Raw genomic sequence first — 14,309 nt, 5'->3', positions numbered from 1 at the left:
TGCACTTGGTTAAGGAGCTTTTTGAATGAAAGTGGCGTTCGCCGGTCTCGGCGTGATGGGCTTCCCGATGGCGGGACACCTGGCCAAGGCCGGCCATGAGATGGCGGTCTATAACCGCAGCGCCGACAAGGCGCAGCGCTGGGTGGCGGCGAACGGCGGCCGGGCCGGCGAGACGGCGGCGGAGGCGGCCGCCGGGGCGGAGCTTTTCATCCTCTGCGTGGGAAATGACGCCGATGTGCGCCAGGTGGTGAGCGAGGCCCTGCCGGCCATGGCCCCGGGCGGCGTGGTGGTCGACCACACCACGACCTCGGCGGTGGTGGCCCGCGACATGGCGGCGCTGGCGGCCGATGGCGGCCGCGCCTTCGTCGACGCGCCGGTCAGCGGCGGTCAGGCGGGCGCGGAGAACGGCCAGCTGACCATCATGTGCGGCGGGACGCCCGAGGCCTTTAGCAAGGCCGAGCCGGTGATCGCCGCCTACGCCAAGGCGACCAAGCTGATGGGCGCCTCGGGCTCGGGCCAGCTCGCCAAGATGGTCAACCAGATCTGCATCGCCGGCGTCGTCCAGGGACTCGCAGAAGGCCTGCATTTCGCCAAGCGCGCCGGGCTCGATCCGCAGCTGGTCTATGACGCGATCTCCAAGGGGGCGGCGCAGTCCTGGCAGATGGACAACCGCTGGAAGACCATGACCGAGGGCAAGTTCGACTTCGGCTTCGCGGTCGACTGGATGCGCAAGGACCTGGGCCTGGTGCTGGACGAGGCCGGCCGCAATGGCGCGGCGCTGGACATGACCGCCATGGTCGACGGGTTTTACGCCGAGGTGCAGGCCCTGGGCGGCCGGCGCTGGGACACCTCCAGCCTGGTGGCGCGGCTGGAAAAGCCCCCCAAGACTCCCGGCGAGGCCGAGGCGTGATCCTCGAGACCGAGCGCCTGGCGCTGCACGAACTGACCGAGGCCGACGCGCCGTTCATCCTGGAGCTGCTGTTGAGTCCGGGGTTCCGCGAGAACATCGGCGACCGGGGCGTCAGCGATCTGGAGGGCGCGCGCGGCTATATCGAGCGCGCGCGGGCCGGCTATGAGGCCAACGGCTTTGGGCTGTGGCGCGCCGACCTGAAGGCGAGCGGCGAGGCGACGGGCCTGGCGGGCCTCGTCAAGCGCGACGGGCTGGAGCATCCCGACGTCGGCTACGCCTTCCTGGAGCCGTTCTGGGGCCAGGGTCTGGCCTCGGAAGCCGCCGCCGCGAGCCTGGCCTATGGCCGCGACCGGCTGGGGCTTTCGACCATCGTGGCGATCACCAAGCCGGCGAACCTCGGCTCCATCGCGGTGTTGAAGAAGATCGGGATGCGGGATGCGGGCATGATCCTCATTCCGGGCCATGACGAAGAGAGCTGCTACTTCACCACCTGAGGCGGGGGCCATGACCATCACGACGCGCCGGATTGCCGTGGGCGGCTTCGACTTCGCGGTGGACGAGGCTGGGGAAGGCGACCATCTGGCGCTCTGCCTGCATGGCTTTCCGGAGAGCCGGTTCTCCTGGCGCTATCAGCTGCCGCTGTTGGCTTCGATGGGCTACCGCGCCTGGGCGCCGGACCTGCGCGGCTATGGCGAGACCGAGCCGAAGCCGGCGGACGTGCCGGCCTACAGCATCGACCGGCTGATGGAGGACGTCGCCGCCCTGATCGACGCCAGCGGCGCCAAGCGCGTCACCCTGATCGGCCATGACTGGGGTGCGGGCCTGGCCTGGACCTTCGCCGCCAACCGGGTCCGGCCGCTGGAGCGGCTGGTGATCATGAACGTGCCGCATCCGGCGGTGATGGCCGAGCACCTGAGGCGCTCGTGGGCCCAGCTGAAGAGGTCCTGGTACATGTTCTTCTTCCAGCTTCCTGGCCTGCCGGAGCGCGCGATGACCGCCAACGATGCGCGGGCGATCAGACAAGCCTTTCACGGCATGGCGGTCGACAAGACGAACTTCACGCCCGACGTGCTGGCCCGCTATGCCGCCGACGCCCAGCGGCCGGGCGCGATCCGCGGCATGATCAACTGGTACCGGGCGGCCATGCGGGCGCAGGGCAAGCTCGCCGGGCCCTGGCCGGTCATCGAGACGCCGACCCTGATCGTCTGGGGCGAGGAGGACGCGGCGCTGGGGATCGAGCTGCTGGAGGGGACGCAGGCGCATGTCCGCGACCTGACGATCGAACGCCTGCCCGGCGTTTCGCACTGGGTGCAGCAGGAGGCGCCCGAGAAGGTCAACGCGATCCTGAAGGCCTGGCTGGAGACGCCGCGGCCGGCGTGACACGGGTGGTCACCTCGACGATCATGGCGGCAAGACCTTCCGGAGAGAAAGGCGACGCGATGGGACGGACGACGCGGCTTCTGGTCGAAGGCCTGCAGTTCGGGGAGGGGCCGCGCTGGCGGGACGGGCGGCTGTGGTTCAGCGATTTCTACGCCCACACGGTCTACTCGGTGTCGCCGGCGGGTGACCTGCGCACCGAGGTCGAGATCGACGACCAGCCGTCCGGTCTCGGCTGGATGCCCGATGGCACGCTGCTGATCGTCGGAATGACCAAGCGGCGGGTGCTGCGGCGGGGGCTCGATGGGCAGGTCGGCGTCCACGCGGACCTTGGCCATATCGCCACCTTCCACTGCAACGACATGGTGGTCGACGCGGCCGGCGGCGCCTATGTCGGCAATTTCGGCTTCGACCTGGGCGCGGCGATCGCTGAACGCGGCGTGCCGGACGTCCTGGCGAACCACGCCACCGCCAAGCTCGCCTATGTGACGCCGGACGGTCAGACCCGCGTGGCGGCCGAGGACCTGCATTTCCCCAACGGCTCGATGATCACGCCGGACGGCAAGACGCTGATCGTCGGCGAAACCCTAGCAGGCGTCATGACCGCCTTCGATATCGGCCCGAACGGCGACCTTTCCAACCGCCGGGTCTGGGCCTCGACGGCGCCGGCGATCCCGGACGGCGCCTGCCTGGACGCCGCCGGCGCGGTCTGGATCGCCAATCCGAACGCGCCGCAATGCCTGCGCATCGCCGCCGGCGGCGAGGTGCTGGAGATCATCGAGACCGGCCAGCCCTGCTACGCCTGCATGTTGGGCGGCGATGACGGCCGGACGCTGTTCATCCTGACCGCCGCGGCCCTGGACGGCGCGGAGGCCGCCGCGCCGACCGGCAAGATCCTCGTCGCGCAGGTCGACAGCCCGCACGCCGGACGGCCCTAGGCTAGGCGCCCAATAGCCTGGCGGCCCGCGGCGCGAAGTAGGTGATGACCCCCGCGGCGCCGGCGCGCTTGAAGGCCCCAAGGCTCTCCATGATCGCCCGCTCTTCGTCGAGCCAGCCGTTCTGGGCGGCGGCCATCAGCATGGCGTACTCGCCGCTGACCTGGAAGGCGAAGGTCGGCATGGCGAAGGCGTCGACCACCTGGCGCACGATGTCGAGGTACGGCATCCCCGGCTTGACCATCACCATGTCGGCCCCCTCGGCGATGTCGAGGGCGACCTCGCGCAGGGCCTCGGCGTGGTTGGCCGAGTCCATCTGGTAGGTCTTCTTGTCGCCGGGGTTGTCGACCGAGCCCGTGCCGAGCTTCCCCGAGCCGATGGCCTCGCGGTAGGGGCCGTAGAAGGCCGACGCGTACTTGGCGGCATAGGACATGATCATCACGTCCTGCAGGCCCTCGCTCTCCAGCGCCTGCCGGAGCGCGCCGCAGCGGCCGTCCATCATGTCGCTGGGCGCCAGGATGTCGCAGCCGGCCTTGGCCTGCATGATCCCCTGGGCGACCAGGGCCTCGATGGTCGGGTCGTTGAGAATCCTGCCGTTCTCGATCAGGCCGTCGTGGCCGTGGTCGGTGAAGGGGTCGAGCGCCACGTCGCACATGATGCCGACCTCGGGCGCGGCGTCCTTCATGGCCTTGATGGCGCGCGGGATCACCCCGTCGGCGTCGTGGGCGAGCGAGCCCCGGGCGTCCTTCTTGCCGCCGTCGATGTGCGGGAAGATGGCGATGGCCGGGATGCCGAGCGTCCGCGCTTCCTTGGCGGCTGCGGCGCAGTCCTTGACCGACAGGCGGCTGACGCCCGGCATGGAGGCGACCGGGATCTGGCCTTCCCCCTCGTGCACCACCATCGACCAGATCAGGTCCGACGGCGTCAGCACGGTCTCGCGGACCAGGCGGCGGACCCAGTCGGCCTGGCGCAGGCGGCGCAGACGCAGGGCGGGGTAGGCGGCGAGGGGCGCTTTGCTCATGGTTCGCGCCTTTGCACCCGCAAGCCCGCCCGGCGCAACCATCGTTTTGACCTGCGCCCGCGGCTGGGGGCTAATGGCGGTGAGCGGGGAGGGCGGCCATGCAACCAAATCGTCGGGGATTTCTGGGTTTCGCAGGCGCGGGGTTGGGCGCGGCCTGGTCCGCGCCCGTCTTCGGCGCGGGGTCCGATGCGCCCGATCTCTTGGTGCTGAACGCCAAGGTCTACACCGTTGACGGCAAGACGCCGCGCGCCCAGGCCTTCGCGGTCCGGGCCGGCCGGTTCGTCGCGGTGGGCTCCAGCGACGACATGCGCGCGCTGGCGGGGCCCCGGACCCAGACCTTCGACGCCCAGGGGGCGACCGTCACGCCCGGCTTTATCGACTGCCACAACCACGCGCCGGGCGAGACGCTGCTCTACGACGTGCTGGTGGGCAATCCGTTCGAGGTCGAGTTCGTCACCATCGACAGCATCGTCGAGAAACTGCGCGCCCGGGCCCAGACGCTGCCGCCCGACACCTGGGTCCGCGGCGAGTTCTTCGACGACATCAAGGTCAAGGACGGGCGCCTGCTCAACGTCCACGACCTCGACAAGGTGTCGACCACCCAGCCGGTCGGCGTGCGCCACCGCGGCGGCCACACCATGTTCTACAACTCCAGGGCCTTCGCCATGGCGGGGATCACCAAGGCGACCCCGAACCCGCCGGGCGGCACCTACGACAAGGGCCCCGACGGGGAGCTCAACGGCCGTGTGACCGACCTGGCGAGCGCGCCGATCGAGAGGATCGGCCTGCGCCAGACCTTTTCGCCGGAAGAGGCCGCGCGGCGCGGACGCGACGGCCAGGCGCACATGTCCAAGCAGTTCGTGCGTTACGGCCTGACCAGCGTGCATCACGAGGGCGGCGATCTCAGCGCGCTGCAGGACGTCCGCGCGCGCGGCGACCTCAAGCACCGGGTGAGTTACGAGCCGCAGGCGCTGGTCATGGAGGCGATGATCCGCTCGGGCCTGCAGACCGGCTTCGGCGATGAGTGGATCAAGCTGGGCGCGACCTCCGAGCACCTGGTCGATGGCTCGTTCTCGGAACGCACCATGGCCATGAGCCATCCCTACGCCGGGGTCTCGCCGCCCTATTTCGGCAACCTCACCGAAACGCCGGAGGTGCTGAACGCCTGGATCGAGCGGGTGCACCGCGCCGGGATCGATGTGAACTGCCACGCCAACGGCGACGTGGCGATCGACCGGGTGCTGACAGCCGTGGAGCGCGCCCAGAAGCTCTATCCCCGGCCGGGCGCGCGGCCGAAGATCACCCACTGCACGCTTCTCAACCCTTCGCTGATCGCGCGGATCAAGGCGGCGGGCGTCGTGCCGGCGGTGTTCTCGACCTACGCCTACTACAACTCCGACAAGTTCCCGTTCTACGGCGAGGCCACGATCCGCCAGGCCATGTGCTTCCGTGACCTGCTGGACGCCGGCGTGCCGGTCTGCGCCGGCTCCGACTTCAACCCGGGCCCGTTCTCGCCGCTGATGGCGATGCAGGCGATGGTCACGCGCAAGGGCTGGGACGGCAAGACCTGGGGCGCGAACCAGAAGATCACCGTCGACGAGGCGCTGCGGGTCAACACCCTGAACGGCGCCTACGCCAGCCATGAGGAGGGCCTCAAGGGCTCGATCACGCCCGGCAAGCTCGCCGACTATGTGATCCTCGCCGACGACCCGCACACCGTCGATCCGGACAAGATCAAGGACATCAAGATCCTGCGCACCGTGACCGGCGGGACGGTGATGTATCAGGCCTGATTGGCGTCACGCGGCGATTGACAGGCGCGGCGACGCGCGCTGACTCCGCCCTCATGGATTTCACCCTCACCGACGACCAGCGGGCCATCGAGGACGCCGCGCGCGCCTTCGCCGCCGCCGAGCTCGCGCCCCATTCCGCGCGCTGGGACGCCGAGAGCTATTTCCCCGTCGATGTGCTCAGGAAGGCCGCCGAGCTGGGGTTCGCGGGCCTCTATGTGCAGGAGGACGTGGGCGGCTCGGCGCTGAGCCGGCTCGACGCCTCGATCGTCTTCGAGCAGTTGAGCTATGGCGACGTCTCGACGGCGGCCTTCATCTCGATCCACAACATGGCGAGCTGGATGATCGACCGGTTCGGCGCCGACGAGTTGCGCCGCAAATACCTGCCGCGGCTGACCACCATGGAGCTGATCGCGTCTTATTGCCTGACCGAACCGGGGTCCGGCTCGGACGCCGCAGCCTTGAAGACCACGGCGCGGCTGGACGGCGACCACTACGTCCTGAATGGGTCCAAGGCCTTCATCTCCGGCGCCGGGACCTCGGACGTCTACGTGGTGATGGTCCGCACCGGCGGGCCGGGACCCAAGGGCGTCTCGGCGCTGGTGGTGGAGAACGGGATGCCGGGGCTGTCGTTCGGCGGGCAGGAAAAGAAGATGGGCTGGAAGTCGCAGCCCACGGCGCAGGTCAATTTCGACGACTGCCGCGTGCCGGTGGAAAACCGCATCGGCGGGGAGGGCGAGGGGTTCCGCTTCGCCATGGCGGGCCTCGACGGCGGGCGGATCAACATCGCGTCGTGCTCACTGGGCGGCGCGGGCCTGGCGCTCGACACGGCCAAATCGCACCTGGAGACCCGCAACCAGTTCGGAAATCCCTTGAAGGACTTCCAGGGCCTGCAATGGCGCCTGGCCGACATGGCGACCGACCTGGAGGCGGCGCGGCTGATGGTGCGGCGCGCGGCCAACGCGCTGGACAACCGCGACCCGCAGGCGACCAAATACTGCGCCATGGCCAAGCGGCTGGCCACCGACACCGGCTTCGAGGTGGCCAACCAGGCCCTGCAGCTGCACGGCGGATACGGCTATCTGGCCGACTTCCCGCTGGAGCGGATCGTGCGCGACCTGCGCGTCCACCAGATCCTGGAAGGCACCAACGAGATCATGCGGGTGATCACGGCCCGAGAGTTGTTCAGACAATGAAGCTGTTCCGGCAATGAGTGACGAACCTGAAGTCATCACCCGCGTCGAGGGCAAGGTCGGCCGGATCACCCTGAACCGGCCGCAGGCGCTGCATGCGCTCACCAGCAACATGATCGCCCTGATGACCCAGGCCCTGCTGGCCTGGATCGACAATCCGGGCGTGCGGCTGGTGCTGATCGACCATTCGGGCGAGCGCGGCTTCTGCGCCGGCGGCGACATCCGCATGCTGGCCGAGAGCGGGGCCGGTGATGGGCGCGAGGCCCGCGAATTCTTCTTCACCGAGTACCGGCTGAACAGCCTGCTCCACGACTACCCCAAGCCTCTGGTGGCGATCATGGACGGGATCACCATGGGCGGCGGCGTGGGGCTTTCGCGGCCCTGTCGCTACCGCGTGGCGACCGAGCGCACGACCTTCGCCATGCCGGAAACCGGCATCGGGCTTTTCCCCGACGTCGGCGGCGGCTGGTACCTGTCGCGGATGAGCGACCACATCGGGCTTTGGCTGGCGTTGACCGGGGCCAGGATCAAGGCGGCGGACTGCGAACTCACCGGCCTCGCCACCGACTATGTGGAGAGCTCCCAGCTTCCGGCGCTGAAGGCGGCGATCCTGGCGGAGCCGAGCGCCATCGAGACCATCCTGACCGAGTTCGAGGGCGACGCCGGCCGTCCGCCCCTGGCGGCGCATCAGGACGAGATCGCCCGGCTGTTCGCCGGGGACAGCGTCGAGGCCATCGCCGCGAACCTGAAAGCCGCCGACACCGACTGGGCGCGGGAGCAGCTGGCGGTGCTGGCCACCAAGTCGCCGCAGACCATGAAGGTCGCCTTCCGCCAGCTGAAGCTCGGCGGCGCCATGACCCGGTTCGCCGACAACATGGCCATGGAGTACCGGATCGGCGCGCGGGTCGTGCAGCGGCACGACTTCCTCGAAGGCGTGCGCGCGGTGATCGTCGACAAGGACAACGCGCCGAAATGGGACCCGCCGACGCTGGAAGCGGTCAGCGAAACGCTGATCGACGGCATTTTCGCGCCCCTGCCTTCCACTGAGGAGTGGACGCCCTTACCTTGACGTCAGGGCGGTTTCCAAACGGGCCGCCATCGGGAGGACGACGAATGAAATCCAAGCTGCTTGCCGCGGCCGCACTGGCCGTGATCGCGACCGCGGGCCTTGCCTACGCCAAGCCGGACGCCAACCAGATGGCTGCGGTGGCCGACAAGGGCCGGCCCGAGGCCGACACCAAGCGCGACGCCGACCGCAAGCCGGCCGAGATGCTGGAATTCGCCGGCGTGAAGCCGGGCCAGACCGTCGTCGATATGCTGCCGGGCGGCGGCTATTTCACCCGCCTGTTCTCCAAGGCCGTGGGCGCCAAGGGAACCGTCTATGCCGTGAGCGGCCCGCCGCGCCCGGCCACCGATCCGGCCAAGCCGCCGCCGCCCCCGGCCATCGACGTCCTGGCCGCCGACGCCAACTATTCCAACGTCAAGTCGATCCACCAGCCGCTGCAGAACGGCCTGTCGGTTCCGACGCCCGCCGACGTGATCTGGACCTCGCAGAACTATCACGACGTCAAGAACATCGCGGGCGTCGACATGCTGGCCTTCGACAAGGCGATCTACAATTCGCTGAAGCCGGGCGGCGTGTTCATCGTCCTCGACCACGTGGCCAATGCGGGCGATCCGAGCTCGACCAAGACCCTGCACCGCATCGACCCGGCGGTGGTGAAGGCGGAGGTGACCGCCGCGGGCTTCAAATACGAGGGCGAGAGCACCGTCCTGAAGAACCCGGCCGATGACCACACCAAGGGCATTCGCGACGGCTTCTCCCAGGGCCAGACGGATCAGTTCGTCTACAAGTTCCGCAAGCCCAAGTAAGTCTCAGTACCCAAGAGGATTTTCATGACCCGCATCGCCTTTATCGGCCTTGGCAACATGGGCGGCGGCATGGCCGCCAACCAGGCCAAGGCGGGTCATGAGGTCCTGGCGTTCGACCTGTCGAAGGCCGCGCTGGAGAAGGCGGTCGGCGCGGGCTGCGTCGCCGCCGGCTCGGCCGCCGAGGCGGTGAAGGCCGCCGACGCGGTGATCACCATGCTGCCGGCCGGCCAGCACGTCCGCGCCGTCTATGCGAACGAGATCATCCCGAACGCAAAGCCCGGCGCCTTGATGATCGACTGCTCGACGATCGACGTGGAAAGCGCCCGCGCGGTGGCCAAACAGGTGAGCGACGCCGGCTTCCGCTTCGCCGACGCCCCGGTCTCCGGCGGCCAGGCGGGCGCCGAGGCCGGCACGCTGGCCTTCATGGTCGGCTGCGCCGAGGCCGATTTCGCCGCGGTGGAGGCGCTGATCGGGCCGATGTCGCGGATCACCATCCGCGCCGGCGACCACGGCGCGGGCCAGGCGGCCAAGATCTGCAACAACATGGTGCTGGGGGCGACGATGATCGCCACCTGCGAGGCTTTCGCGCTGGCCGAGAAGCTGGGGCTGGACGCCGAGCGGTTCTTCGAGATCGCGTCGAAGTCCTCCGGCCAGAGCTGGAGCCTGACCAGCTACTGCCCCTGGCCGGGGCCGGTCCCGGCGGCGCCGTCGAACCGCAACTACGAGGGCGGATTCGCCACCGCCATGATGCTGAAGGACCTGAAGCTGGCGCAGGAGGCCGCGGCCAAGGCCGGCGCGGCGACCCCGCTGGGCGCCCAGGCCGAGGGGCTCTACGCCCTGTTCGACCGCCTCGGCGGCGGGGGCAAGGACTTCTCGGCCATACTGGAGCTTTTCAGGGGCCATGCCCCGGCTTAAGACTCAGCCTAACTAACCGCCGTTCACGAATTTTCAGCCGTCCGTGACGAAAGGTCGTCAACCGCGACCGCCCGTCTTATGGACAACTAAGGCCATCGGCGCCAAAACCGAGGCCGCATCAGAGGGAACCGGCCGCCCGCGCGAGCTCAATCGATCGCGGGACCCGGGATTGGACGTCGATGGATTACCGCGCCGCGTTTCAGCAAGCCGTTGAAAAGGTCCGCGCCGAGGGCCGCTACCGGGTCTTCGCCGACCTGAAGCGCCATCGTGGCCAGTTCCCCCGCGCCACCTGGACCAAGGCCGACGGCTCGGAAGCCGACGTCACCGTCTGGTGTTCGAACGACTATCTCGGCCAGGGCCAGAACCCGGTCGTCCTGGACGCAATGCACAGGGTGTTGGATGAGGCCGGCTCCGGCTCGGGCGGCACGCGCAATATCTCCGGCACGACCCACTATCATGTGGAGCTGGAGCGCGAGCTCGCCGACCTTCACCAGAAGGAAGCGGCGCTGCTGTTCACCTCGGGCTACGTCTCCAACGAGGCGTCGCTCTCGACCCTGCACAAGATCCTCCCCGGTCTGGTGATCTTCTCCGACGCGCTGAACCACAACTCGATGATCAGCGGCATCCGCGCGCACAAGGGCGAGAAGCACATCTTCCGCCACAACGATCTCGAGCACCTGGAAGAGCTGCTGGCCGCCACGGACCCGGCGCTGCCGAAGCTGATCGCCTTCGAGAGCGTCTACTCCATGGACGGCGACGTGGCCGACATCCCGGCCACCGTGGCGCTGGCCAAGAAGTACGGCGCCATGACCTACATCGACGAGGTCCATGCGGTGGGCATGTACGGCCCGCGCGGCGCGGGCGTCGCCGAGCGCGACGGGGCGATGGCCGACATCGACATCATCGAAGGCACGCTGGGCAAGGCGTTCGGCGTGATGGGCGGCTATATCGCCGCCGACGCGGTGATCTGCGACGCGATCCGCAGCTACGCCGACGGCTTCATCTTCACCACCTCCATCCCGCCGGCGCTGGCCGCGGGCGCGGTGGCCTCGATCCGCTATCTGAAAGAGCACAACGAGATCCGCGAGGCCCACCAGGAGCGCGCGGCCTCGCTGAAGGAACGCCTGACCAAGGCCGGCCTGCCGGTGATGCCCAGCGTCTGCCACATCGTGCCGGTGCTGGTGGGCGACGCGGTCCACTGCAAGATGATCAGCGACATCCTGCTGGAAGAGCACGGCATCTACGTCCAGCCGATCAACTATCCGACCGTGCCGCGCGGGACCGAGCGTCTGCGCTTCACCCCGTCACCGGCCCACACGGACGAGATGATGGACAAGCTGGTGGCCGCCCTGGAAGAGCTCTGGGTCCACTGCAACATCCAGCGCGTCGGCGGCGTGGCCGCCTAAGCCCAAAGCGGCGACGACGCCTTCATGAAGCGCAGGTAGTAAACGACCCGGGCGACGTCCTGGCCCGCCTTGTCGGCCACCAGCACCTCGTACCAGGCGTTCTCGGTCTTCGGGCTCTCGGTGAGCTTCAGCATCTTGGTGCGGGCGACATAGTCGACGCCGGCCCTGAGCGGACCGGCGAGCGCCTGCGTCTCCAGAGCCCCGAACAGACCCACCGACGTCCCCGCCTTGCCGACCGTATGCTTGCGGACCTGGTGCGTGAGGCGGATCAGATGCGAGGGCGGCAGGACCAGGCCGTCGCGATAGGCGGGCAGGGGCTCGGTGAGCGTTTCCAGCGATTTCAGCAGATGCTCGGCCTCGACGCGGACCGGGATGTCCCTGTGCTCCTCGCCGACGGCGATCTGGCCCAGGATGCGCAAGGATCCCGGCGCGGCCGGCGCCTGGCTCTCGATGCGCTTGCTGAGTTCCGACCGCGCGTCGGGGCCCAGGCTGGCGGTTCCCTCGCAGATCTGGTCGCCCGGAACGTCGTGCATGGTCAGCCGTGCGCGCTCAGCGCCGGCCTCGACCGTCGCCTGCACGGGCTCCCCGTCGGTGGTCGCCTTGGTGAAGTAGAGCGACATGCCGCCGGTCGCGAACCAAGCCTCGCCATAGAGCTCCAGGAGGCCCGGCGCGAACTGGTCCATGTGGATCGAGCCGGCCACAGTGCCGCCCCGGAAGCCCAGCTTTGACGCGGTGGCGTCGTCGTGGATCGAGCCCTTCACCTCGGCGGCGGAATTACGGGGCGAGCGGAATTCGCTGGTCCAGACCAGCCCTTCGGCGACCGACATGTGCGTTTCTCCCACCTTCGTTTTGCCGAAGGCTACGCCCGTGCGCCCCGGCGGGAAAGCGGGCGCTACTTACGGCGCCGCACGCCGCGGCCAAGGCCGATCTGCTTGGCGAAGTCGGAGCGGCGCGCGGCATAGGCCGGGGCGACCATCGGATAGTCGGCGGCGAGGCCCCAGCGCTTGCGGTAGTCGTCCGGGCTCATGTTGTAGCGCGAGCGCAGGTAGCGCTTGAGCATCTTCAGCTTCTTGCCGTCCTCCAGGCAGACGATGAAGTCGTGCTGTACGCTGCGGCCGATCGTGACGGCGGGCTTGGGGCGCTCCTCGGCGACCGCGACGACATCTCCCGAAAGGCTCAGCAGCGCCTGGTGCACGGTGCGGATGACGTCGGGCAGGGCCTCGGCAGGGACGGCGTTGCGGCTGACGAAGGCGGCGACGATGCCGGTCCCCAACCTCATCAGGTCTTCGCCCGAAGGCCCTTCCGGGTCTGGCGCAACGCTCATGCAAGTCCCCCACTGTTTTGGCGCACACAAGGCCCGCGGCGACGGAACCCGCGCGGCCGGTCAGGGTTCAACGCCGGTTCTGAACGTTTGTTCCCGCCGGGTGGCTTTCAGACGTTCTGTGAGCTTTTCGCGGGAACAGCCGGTGGAGGCTGCGCGGGTTTGGGGGTAAAGAGCGCTCTCCGCCGGTCTCAGAGAATCGTCAGCCCGAAAGGCGCCGCCCTTGACGCTCCGCATGCAGTCTCAGTCGCTCTCCGCCAGTTCCGCCGCCGCCGACGGCTTCTTCGGACAGGGCGTCGCCGAGGGGGACCCGGCCGTATCGCAGATCCTGGATGCCGAGCTGAAGCGCCAGCAGGACCAGATCGAGCTGATCGCGTCGGAGAACATCGTCTCGCGCGCCGTCCTGGATGCGCAGGGGAGCGTGCTGACCAACAAGTACGCCGAAGGCTATCCGGGCAAGCGCTACTACGGCGGCTGCGAGGTGGTGGACGAGGTCGAACTGTTGGCCATCGAGCGGGCCAAGCAGCTGTTCGGCTGCGAATACGCCAACGTCCAGCCGCACTCCGGCAGCCAGGCGAACCAGGCGGTGTTCATGGCGACCATGACGCCGGGCGACACCTTCATGGGCATGAACCTGGACCACGGCGGCCACCTGACCCACGGCAAGAGCGTCAACCAGTCGGGCAAGTGGTTCAATCCGGTGGCCTATGGCGTGCGGATGCAGGACCACCTGATCGACTACGAACAGGCCTGGGAGGTGGCGCGCGAACACAAGCCCAAGGTGATCATCGCCGGCGGGTCGGCCTATTCGCGGGCCATCGACTTCGAGCAGTTCCGCGCCATCGCCGACGAGGTCGAGGCGCTCCTGATGGTCGACATCGCCCACTACGCGGGCCTGGTGGCGGGCGGGGTCTATCCGAACCCGTTCCCCCACGCCCACATCGTCACCACCACCACGCACAAGACCCTGCGCGGCCCGCGCGGCGGCATGATCCTGACCAACTCGAAGAAGTGGAACCAGAAGATCAACTCGGCGGTGTTCCCCGGGCTGCAGGGCGGCCCGCTGATGCACGTGATCGCCGCCAAGGCCGTGGCCTTTGGCGAGGCCCTGCGGCCGGAGTTCAAGGTCTATGCGAGGAACGTGATCGAAAACGCCCGCGCGCTGGCCGACAGCCTACAGAGCGCCGGCTTCAAGATCGTCTCCAACGGCACCGACAGCCATCTGATGCTGGTGGACCTGACGCCGAAGAACGTCTCCGGCGCCGACGCCGAGATCGCCCTGGAGCGCGCCGGGATCACCACCAACAAGAACTCGATCCCCGGCGACCCGCTGCCGGCCATGCAGACCTCGGGCTTGCGGGTCGGCTCGCCGGCCGGCACGACGCGGGGCTTCGGCCCGGCGGAGTTCCGCCAGGTGGGGACCTGGATCGGCCAGGTGCTCGACGGTCTGAAGGCCGGCGGCGACAATTCCGCCGTCGAGCAGAAGGTCCGCGGCGAGGTCCTGGCCTTGACGGCGCGCTTCCCTATCTACAACGGATAGGGTTTGCTTCAGCCCAAGGGGGCTAGATC

The 14,309-nt window shown here is 68.7% G+C and carries 14 protein-coding genes; 11 read left to right on the top strand and 3 right to left on the bottom strand.

Annotated elements, in window-relative coordinates; translation table 11 throughout:
* Positions 1 to 25 precede the first annotated feature (25 nt).
* Genes VKQ35_RS18370 through VKQ35_RS18355 form a run of 4 tightly spaced genes read left to right on the top strand, consistent with a single transcriptional unit; the run spans position 26 to position 3,225 of the window.
* Entirely contained in the window at positions 26 to 910 is an 885-nt protein-coding gene (locus VKQ35_RS18370) for an NAD(P)-dependent oxidoreductase (RefSeq protein WP_324364167.1), read from the top strand.
* Positions 907 to 1,404 (top strand): GNAT family N-acetyltransferase, encoded by a 498-nt coding sequence (locus tag VKQ35_RS18365; RefSeq protein WP_324364166.1) that lies wholly within the window; start codon positions 907 to 909, stop codon positions 1,402 to 1,404. Before VKQ35_RS18370 ends, VKQ35_RS18365 begins: the two co-directional genes overlap by 4 nt.
* A 10-nt stretch (positions 1,405 to 1,414) precedes the next feature.
* Positions 1,415 to 2,290 carry an alpha/beta hydrolase gene (locus VKQ35_RS18360; protein WP_324364165.1) on the top strand — a complete coding sequence of 292 codons (876 nt, stop codon included), beginning with the start codon at positions 1,415 to 1,417 and terminating at the stop codon, positions 2,288 to 2,290.
* 59 nt (positions 2,291 to 2,349) lie between these two features.
* Positions 2,350 to 3,225, top strand: a complete 876-nt coding sequence (locus VKQ35_RS18355) for an SMP-30/gluconolactonase/LRE family protein (protein WP_324364164.1) — start codon at positions 2,350 to 2,352, stop codon at positions 3,223 to 3,225.
* Position 3,226: 1 nt separating this feature from the next.
* Here the strand turns inward: VKQ35_RS18355 and hemB are convergent, their stop codons facing one another.
* Positions 3,227 to 4,243, bottom strand: a complete 1,017-nt coding sequence (gene hemB / locus VKQ35_RS18350) for a porphobilinogen synthase (RefSeq protein ID WP_324364163.1) — start codon at positions 4,241 to 4,243, stop codon at positions 3,227 to 3,229.
* Between the two features lie 98 nt (positions 4,244 to 4,341).
* Here hemB and VKQ35_RS18345 point away from each other — a divergent pair, with 98 nt between their 5' ends.
* The 6 genes from VKQ35_RS18345 (at position 4,342) to hemA (ending at position 11,419) form a co-directional block, all read left to right on the top strand.
* Positions 4,342 to 6,036, top strand: a complete 1,695-nt coding sequence (locus VKQ35_RS18345; RefSeq protein WP_324364162.1) for an amidohydrolase — start codon at positions 4,342 to 4,344, stop codon at positions 6,034 to 6,036.
* A 53-nt stretch (positions 6,037 to 6,089) separates the two neighbouring features.
* Entirely contained in the window at positions 6,090 to 7,229 is a 1,140-nt protein-coding gene (locus VKQ35_RS18340) for an isobutyryl-CoA dehydrogenase (RefSeq protein WP_324364161.1), read from the top strand.
* A 13-nt stretch (positions 7,230 to 7,242) separates the two neighbouring features.
* Positions 7,243 to 8,295 (top strand): enoyl-CoA hydratase/isomerase family protein, encoded by a 1,053-nt coding sequence (locus VKQ35_RS18335; protein WP_324364160.1) that lies wholly within the window; start codon positions 7,243 to 7,245, stop codon positions 8,293 to 8,295.
* Positions 8,296 to 8,339: 44 nt separating this feature from the next.
* Positions 8,340 to 9,098: a methyltransferase gene (locus tag VKQ35_RS18330; RefSeq protein ID WP_324364159.1), complete on the top strand. Its 759-nt coding sequence runs from the start codon at positions 8,340 to 8,342 to the stop codon at positions 9,096 to 9,098.
* A gap of 24 nt (positions 9,099 to 9,122) precedes the next feature.
* A complete protein-coding gene (gene mmsB, locus VKQ35_RS18325; RefSeq protein WP_324364158.1) occupies positions 9,123 to 10,013 on the top strand; it encodes a 3-hydroxyisobutyrate dehydrogenase in 891 nt (296 codons plus the stop codon).
* Positions 10,014 to 10,192: 179 nt separating this feature from the next.
* Entirely contained in the window at positions 10,193 to 11,419 is a 1,227-nt protein-coding gene (gene hemA / locus VKQ35_RS18320) for a 5-aminolevulinate synthase (RefSeq protein WP_324364157.1), read from the top strand.
* On the opposite strand, the gene VKQ35_RS18315 is transcribed toward hemA, so the two are convergent.
* Together VKQ35_RS18315 and VKQ35_RS18310 are read right to left on the bottom strand one after the other, a co-directional pair.
* Entirely contained in the window at positions 11,416 to 12,246 is an 831-nt protein-coding gene (locus tag VKQ35_RS18315) for a hypothetical protein (protein ID WP_324364156.1), read from the bottom strand. The two genes, hemA and VKQ35_RS18315, sit on opposite strands and share 4 nt — an antisense overlap.
* Positions 12,247 to 12,311: 65 nt before the next feature.
* Positions 12,312 to 12,743: a MucR family transcriptional regulator gene (locus VKQ35_RS18310; protein ID WP_324364155.1), complete on the bottom strand. Its 432-nt coding sequence runs from the start codon at positions 12,741 to 12,743 to the stop codon at positions 12,312 to 12,314.
* A 232-nt stretch (positions 12,744 to 12,975) separates the two neighbouring features.
* On the opposite strand from VKQ35_RS18310, the gene glyA reads away from it, so the two are divergent.
* Positions 12,976 to 14,280 (top strand): serine hydroxymethyltransferase, encoded by a 1,305-nt coding sequence (gene glyA, locus VKQ35_RS18305; protein ID WP_324364154.1) that lies wholly within the window; start codon positions 12,976 to 12,978, stop codon positions 14,278 to 14,280.
* Positions 14,281 to 14,309: the final 29 nt, after the last annotated feature.

It is taken from the genome of Phenylobacterium sp., assembly GCF_035309685.1.
Taxonomy (GTDB): Bacteria; Pseudomonadota; Alphaproteobacteria; order Caulobacterales; family Caulobacteraceae; genus Phenylobacterium.
This window is presented reverse-complemented; position numbering and strand designations above follow the sequence as displayed.

What these genes read in the sequence shown, in the direction of transcription:
- VKQ35_RS18370 (WP_324364167.1), top strand. Translation starts at nt 26, where the DNA reads ATGAAAGTGGCGTTCGCCGGTCTCGGCGTGATGGGCTTCCCGATGGCG.
- VKQ35_RS18360 (WP_324364165.1), top strand. Translation starts at nt 1,415, where the DNA reads ATGACCATCACGACGCGCCGGATTGCCGTGGGCGGCTTCGACTTCGCG.
- VKQ35_RS18355 (WP_324364164.1), top strand. Translation starts at nt 2,350, where the DNA reads ATGGGACGGACGACGCGGCTTCTGGTCGAAGGCCTGCAGTTCGGGGAG.
- hemB (WP_324364163.1), bottom strand. Translation starts at nt 4,243, where the DNA reads ATGAGCAAAGCGCCCCTCGCCGCCTACCCCGCCCTGCGTCTGCGCCGC.
- VKQ35_RS18345 (WP_324364162.1), top strand. Translation starts at nt 4,342, where the DNA reads ATGCAACCAAATCGTCGGGGATTTCTGGGTTTCGCAGGCGCGGGGTTG.
- VKQ35_RS18340 (WP_324364161.1), top strand. Translation starts at nt 6,090, where the DNA reads ATGGATTTCACCCTCACCGACGACCAGCGGGCCATCGAGGACGCCGCG.
- VKQ35_RS18335 (WP_324364160.1), top strand. Translation starts at nt 7,243, where the DNA reads ATGAGTGACGAACCTGAAGTCATCACCCGCGTCGAGGGCAAGGTCGGC.
- VKQ35_RS18330 (WP_324364159.1), top strand. Translation starts at nt 8,340, where the DNA reads ATGAAATCCAAGCTGCTTGCCGCGGCCGCACTGGCCGTGATCGCGACC.
- mmsB (WP_324364158.1), top strand. Translation starts at nt 9,123, where the DNA reads ATGACCCGCATCGCCTTTATCGGCCTTGGCAACATGGGCGGCGGCATG.
- hemA (WP_324364157.1), top strand. Translation starts at nt 10,193, where the DNA reads ATGGATTACCGCGCCGCGTTTCAGCAAGCCGTTGAAAAGGTCCGCGCC.
- VKQ35_RS18315 (WP_324364156.1), bottom strand. Translation starts at nt 12,246, where the DNA reads ATGTCGGTCGCCGAAGGGCTGGTCTGGACCAGCGAATTCCGCTCGCCC.
- VKQ35_RS18310 (WP_324364155.1), bottom strand. Translation starts at nt 12,743, where the DNA reads ATGAGCGTTGCGCCAGACCCGGAAGGGCCTTCGGGCGAAGACCTGATG.
- glyA (WP_324364154.1), top strand. Translation starts at nt 12,976, where the DNA reads ATGCAGTCTCAGTCGCTCTCCGCCAGTTCCGCCGCCGCCGACGGCTTC.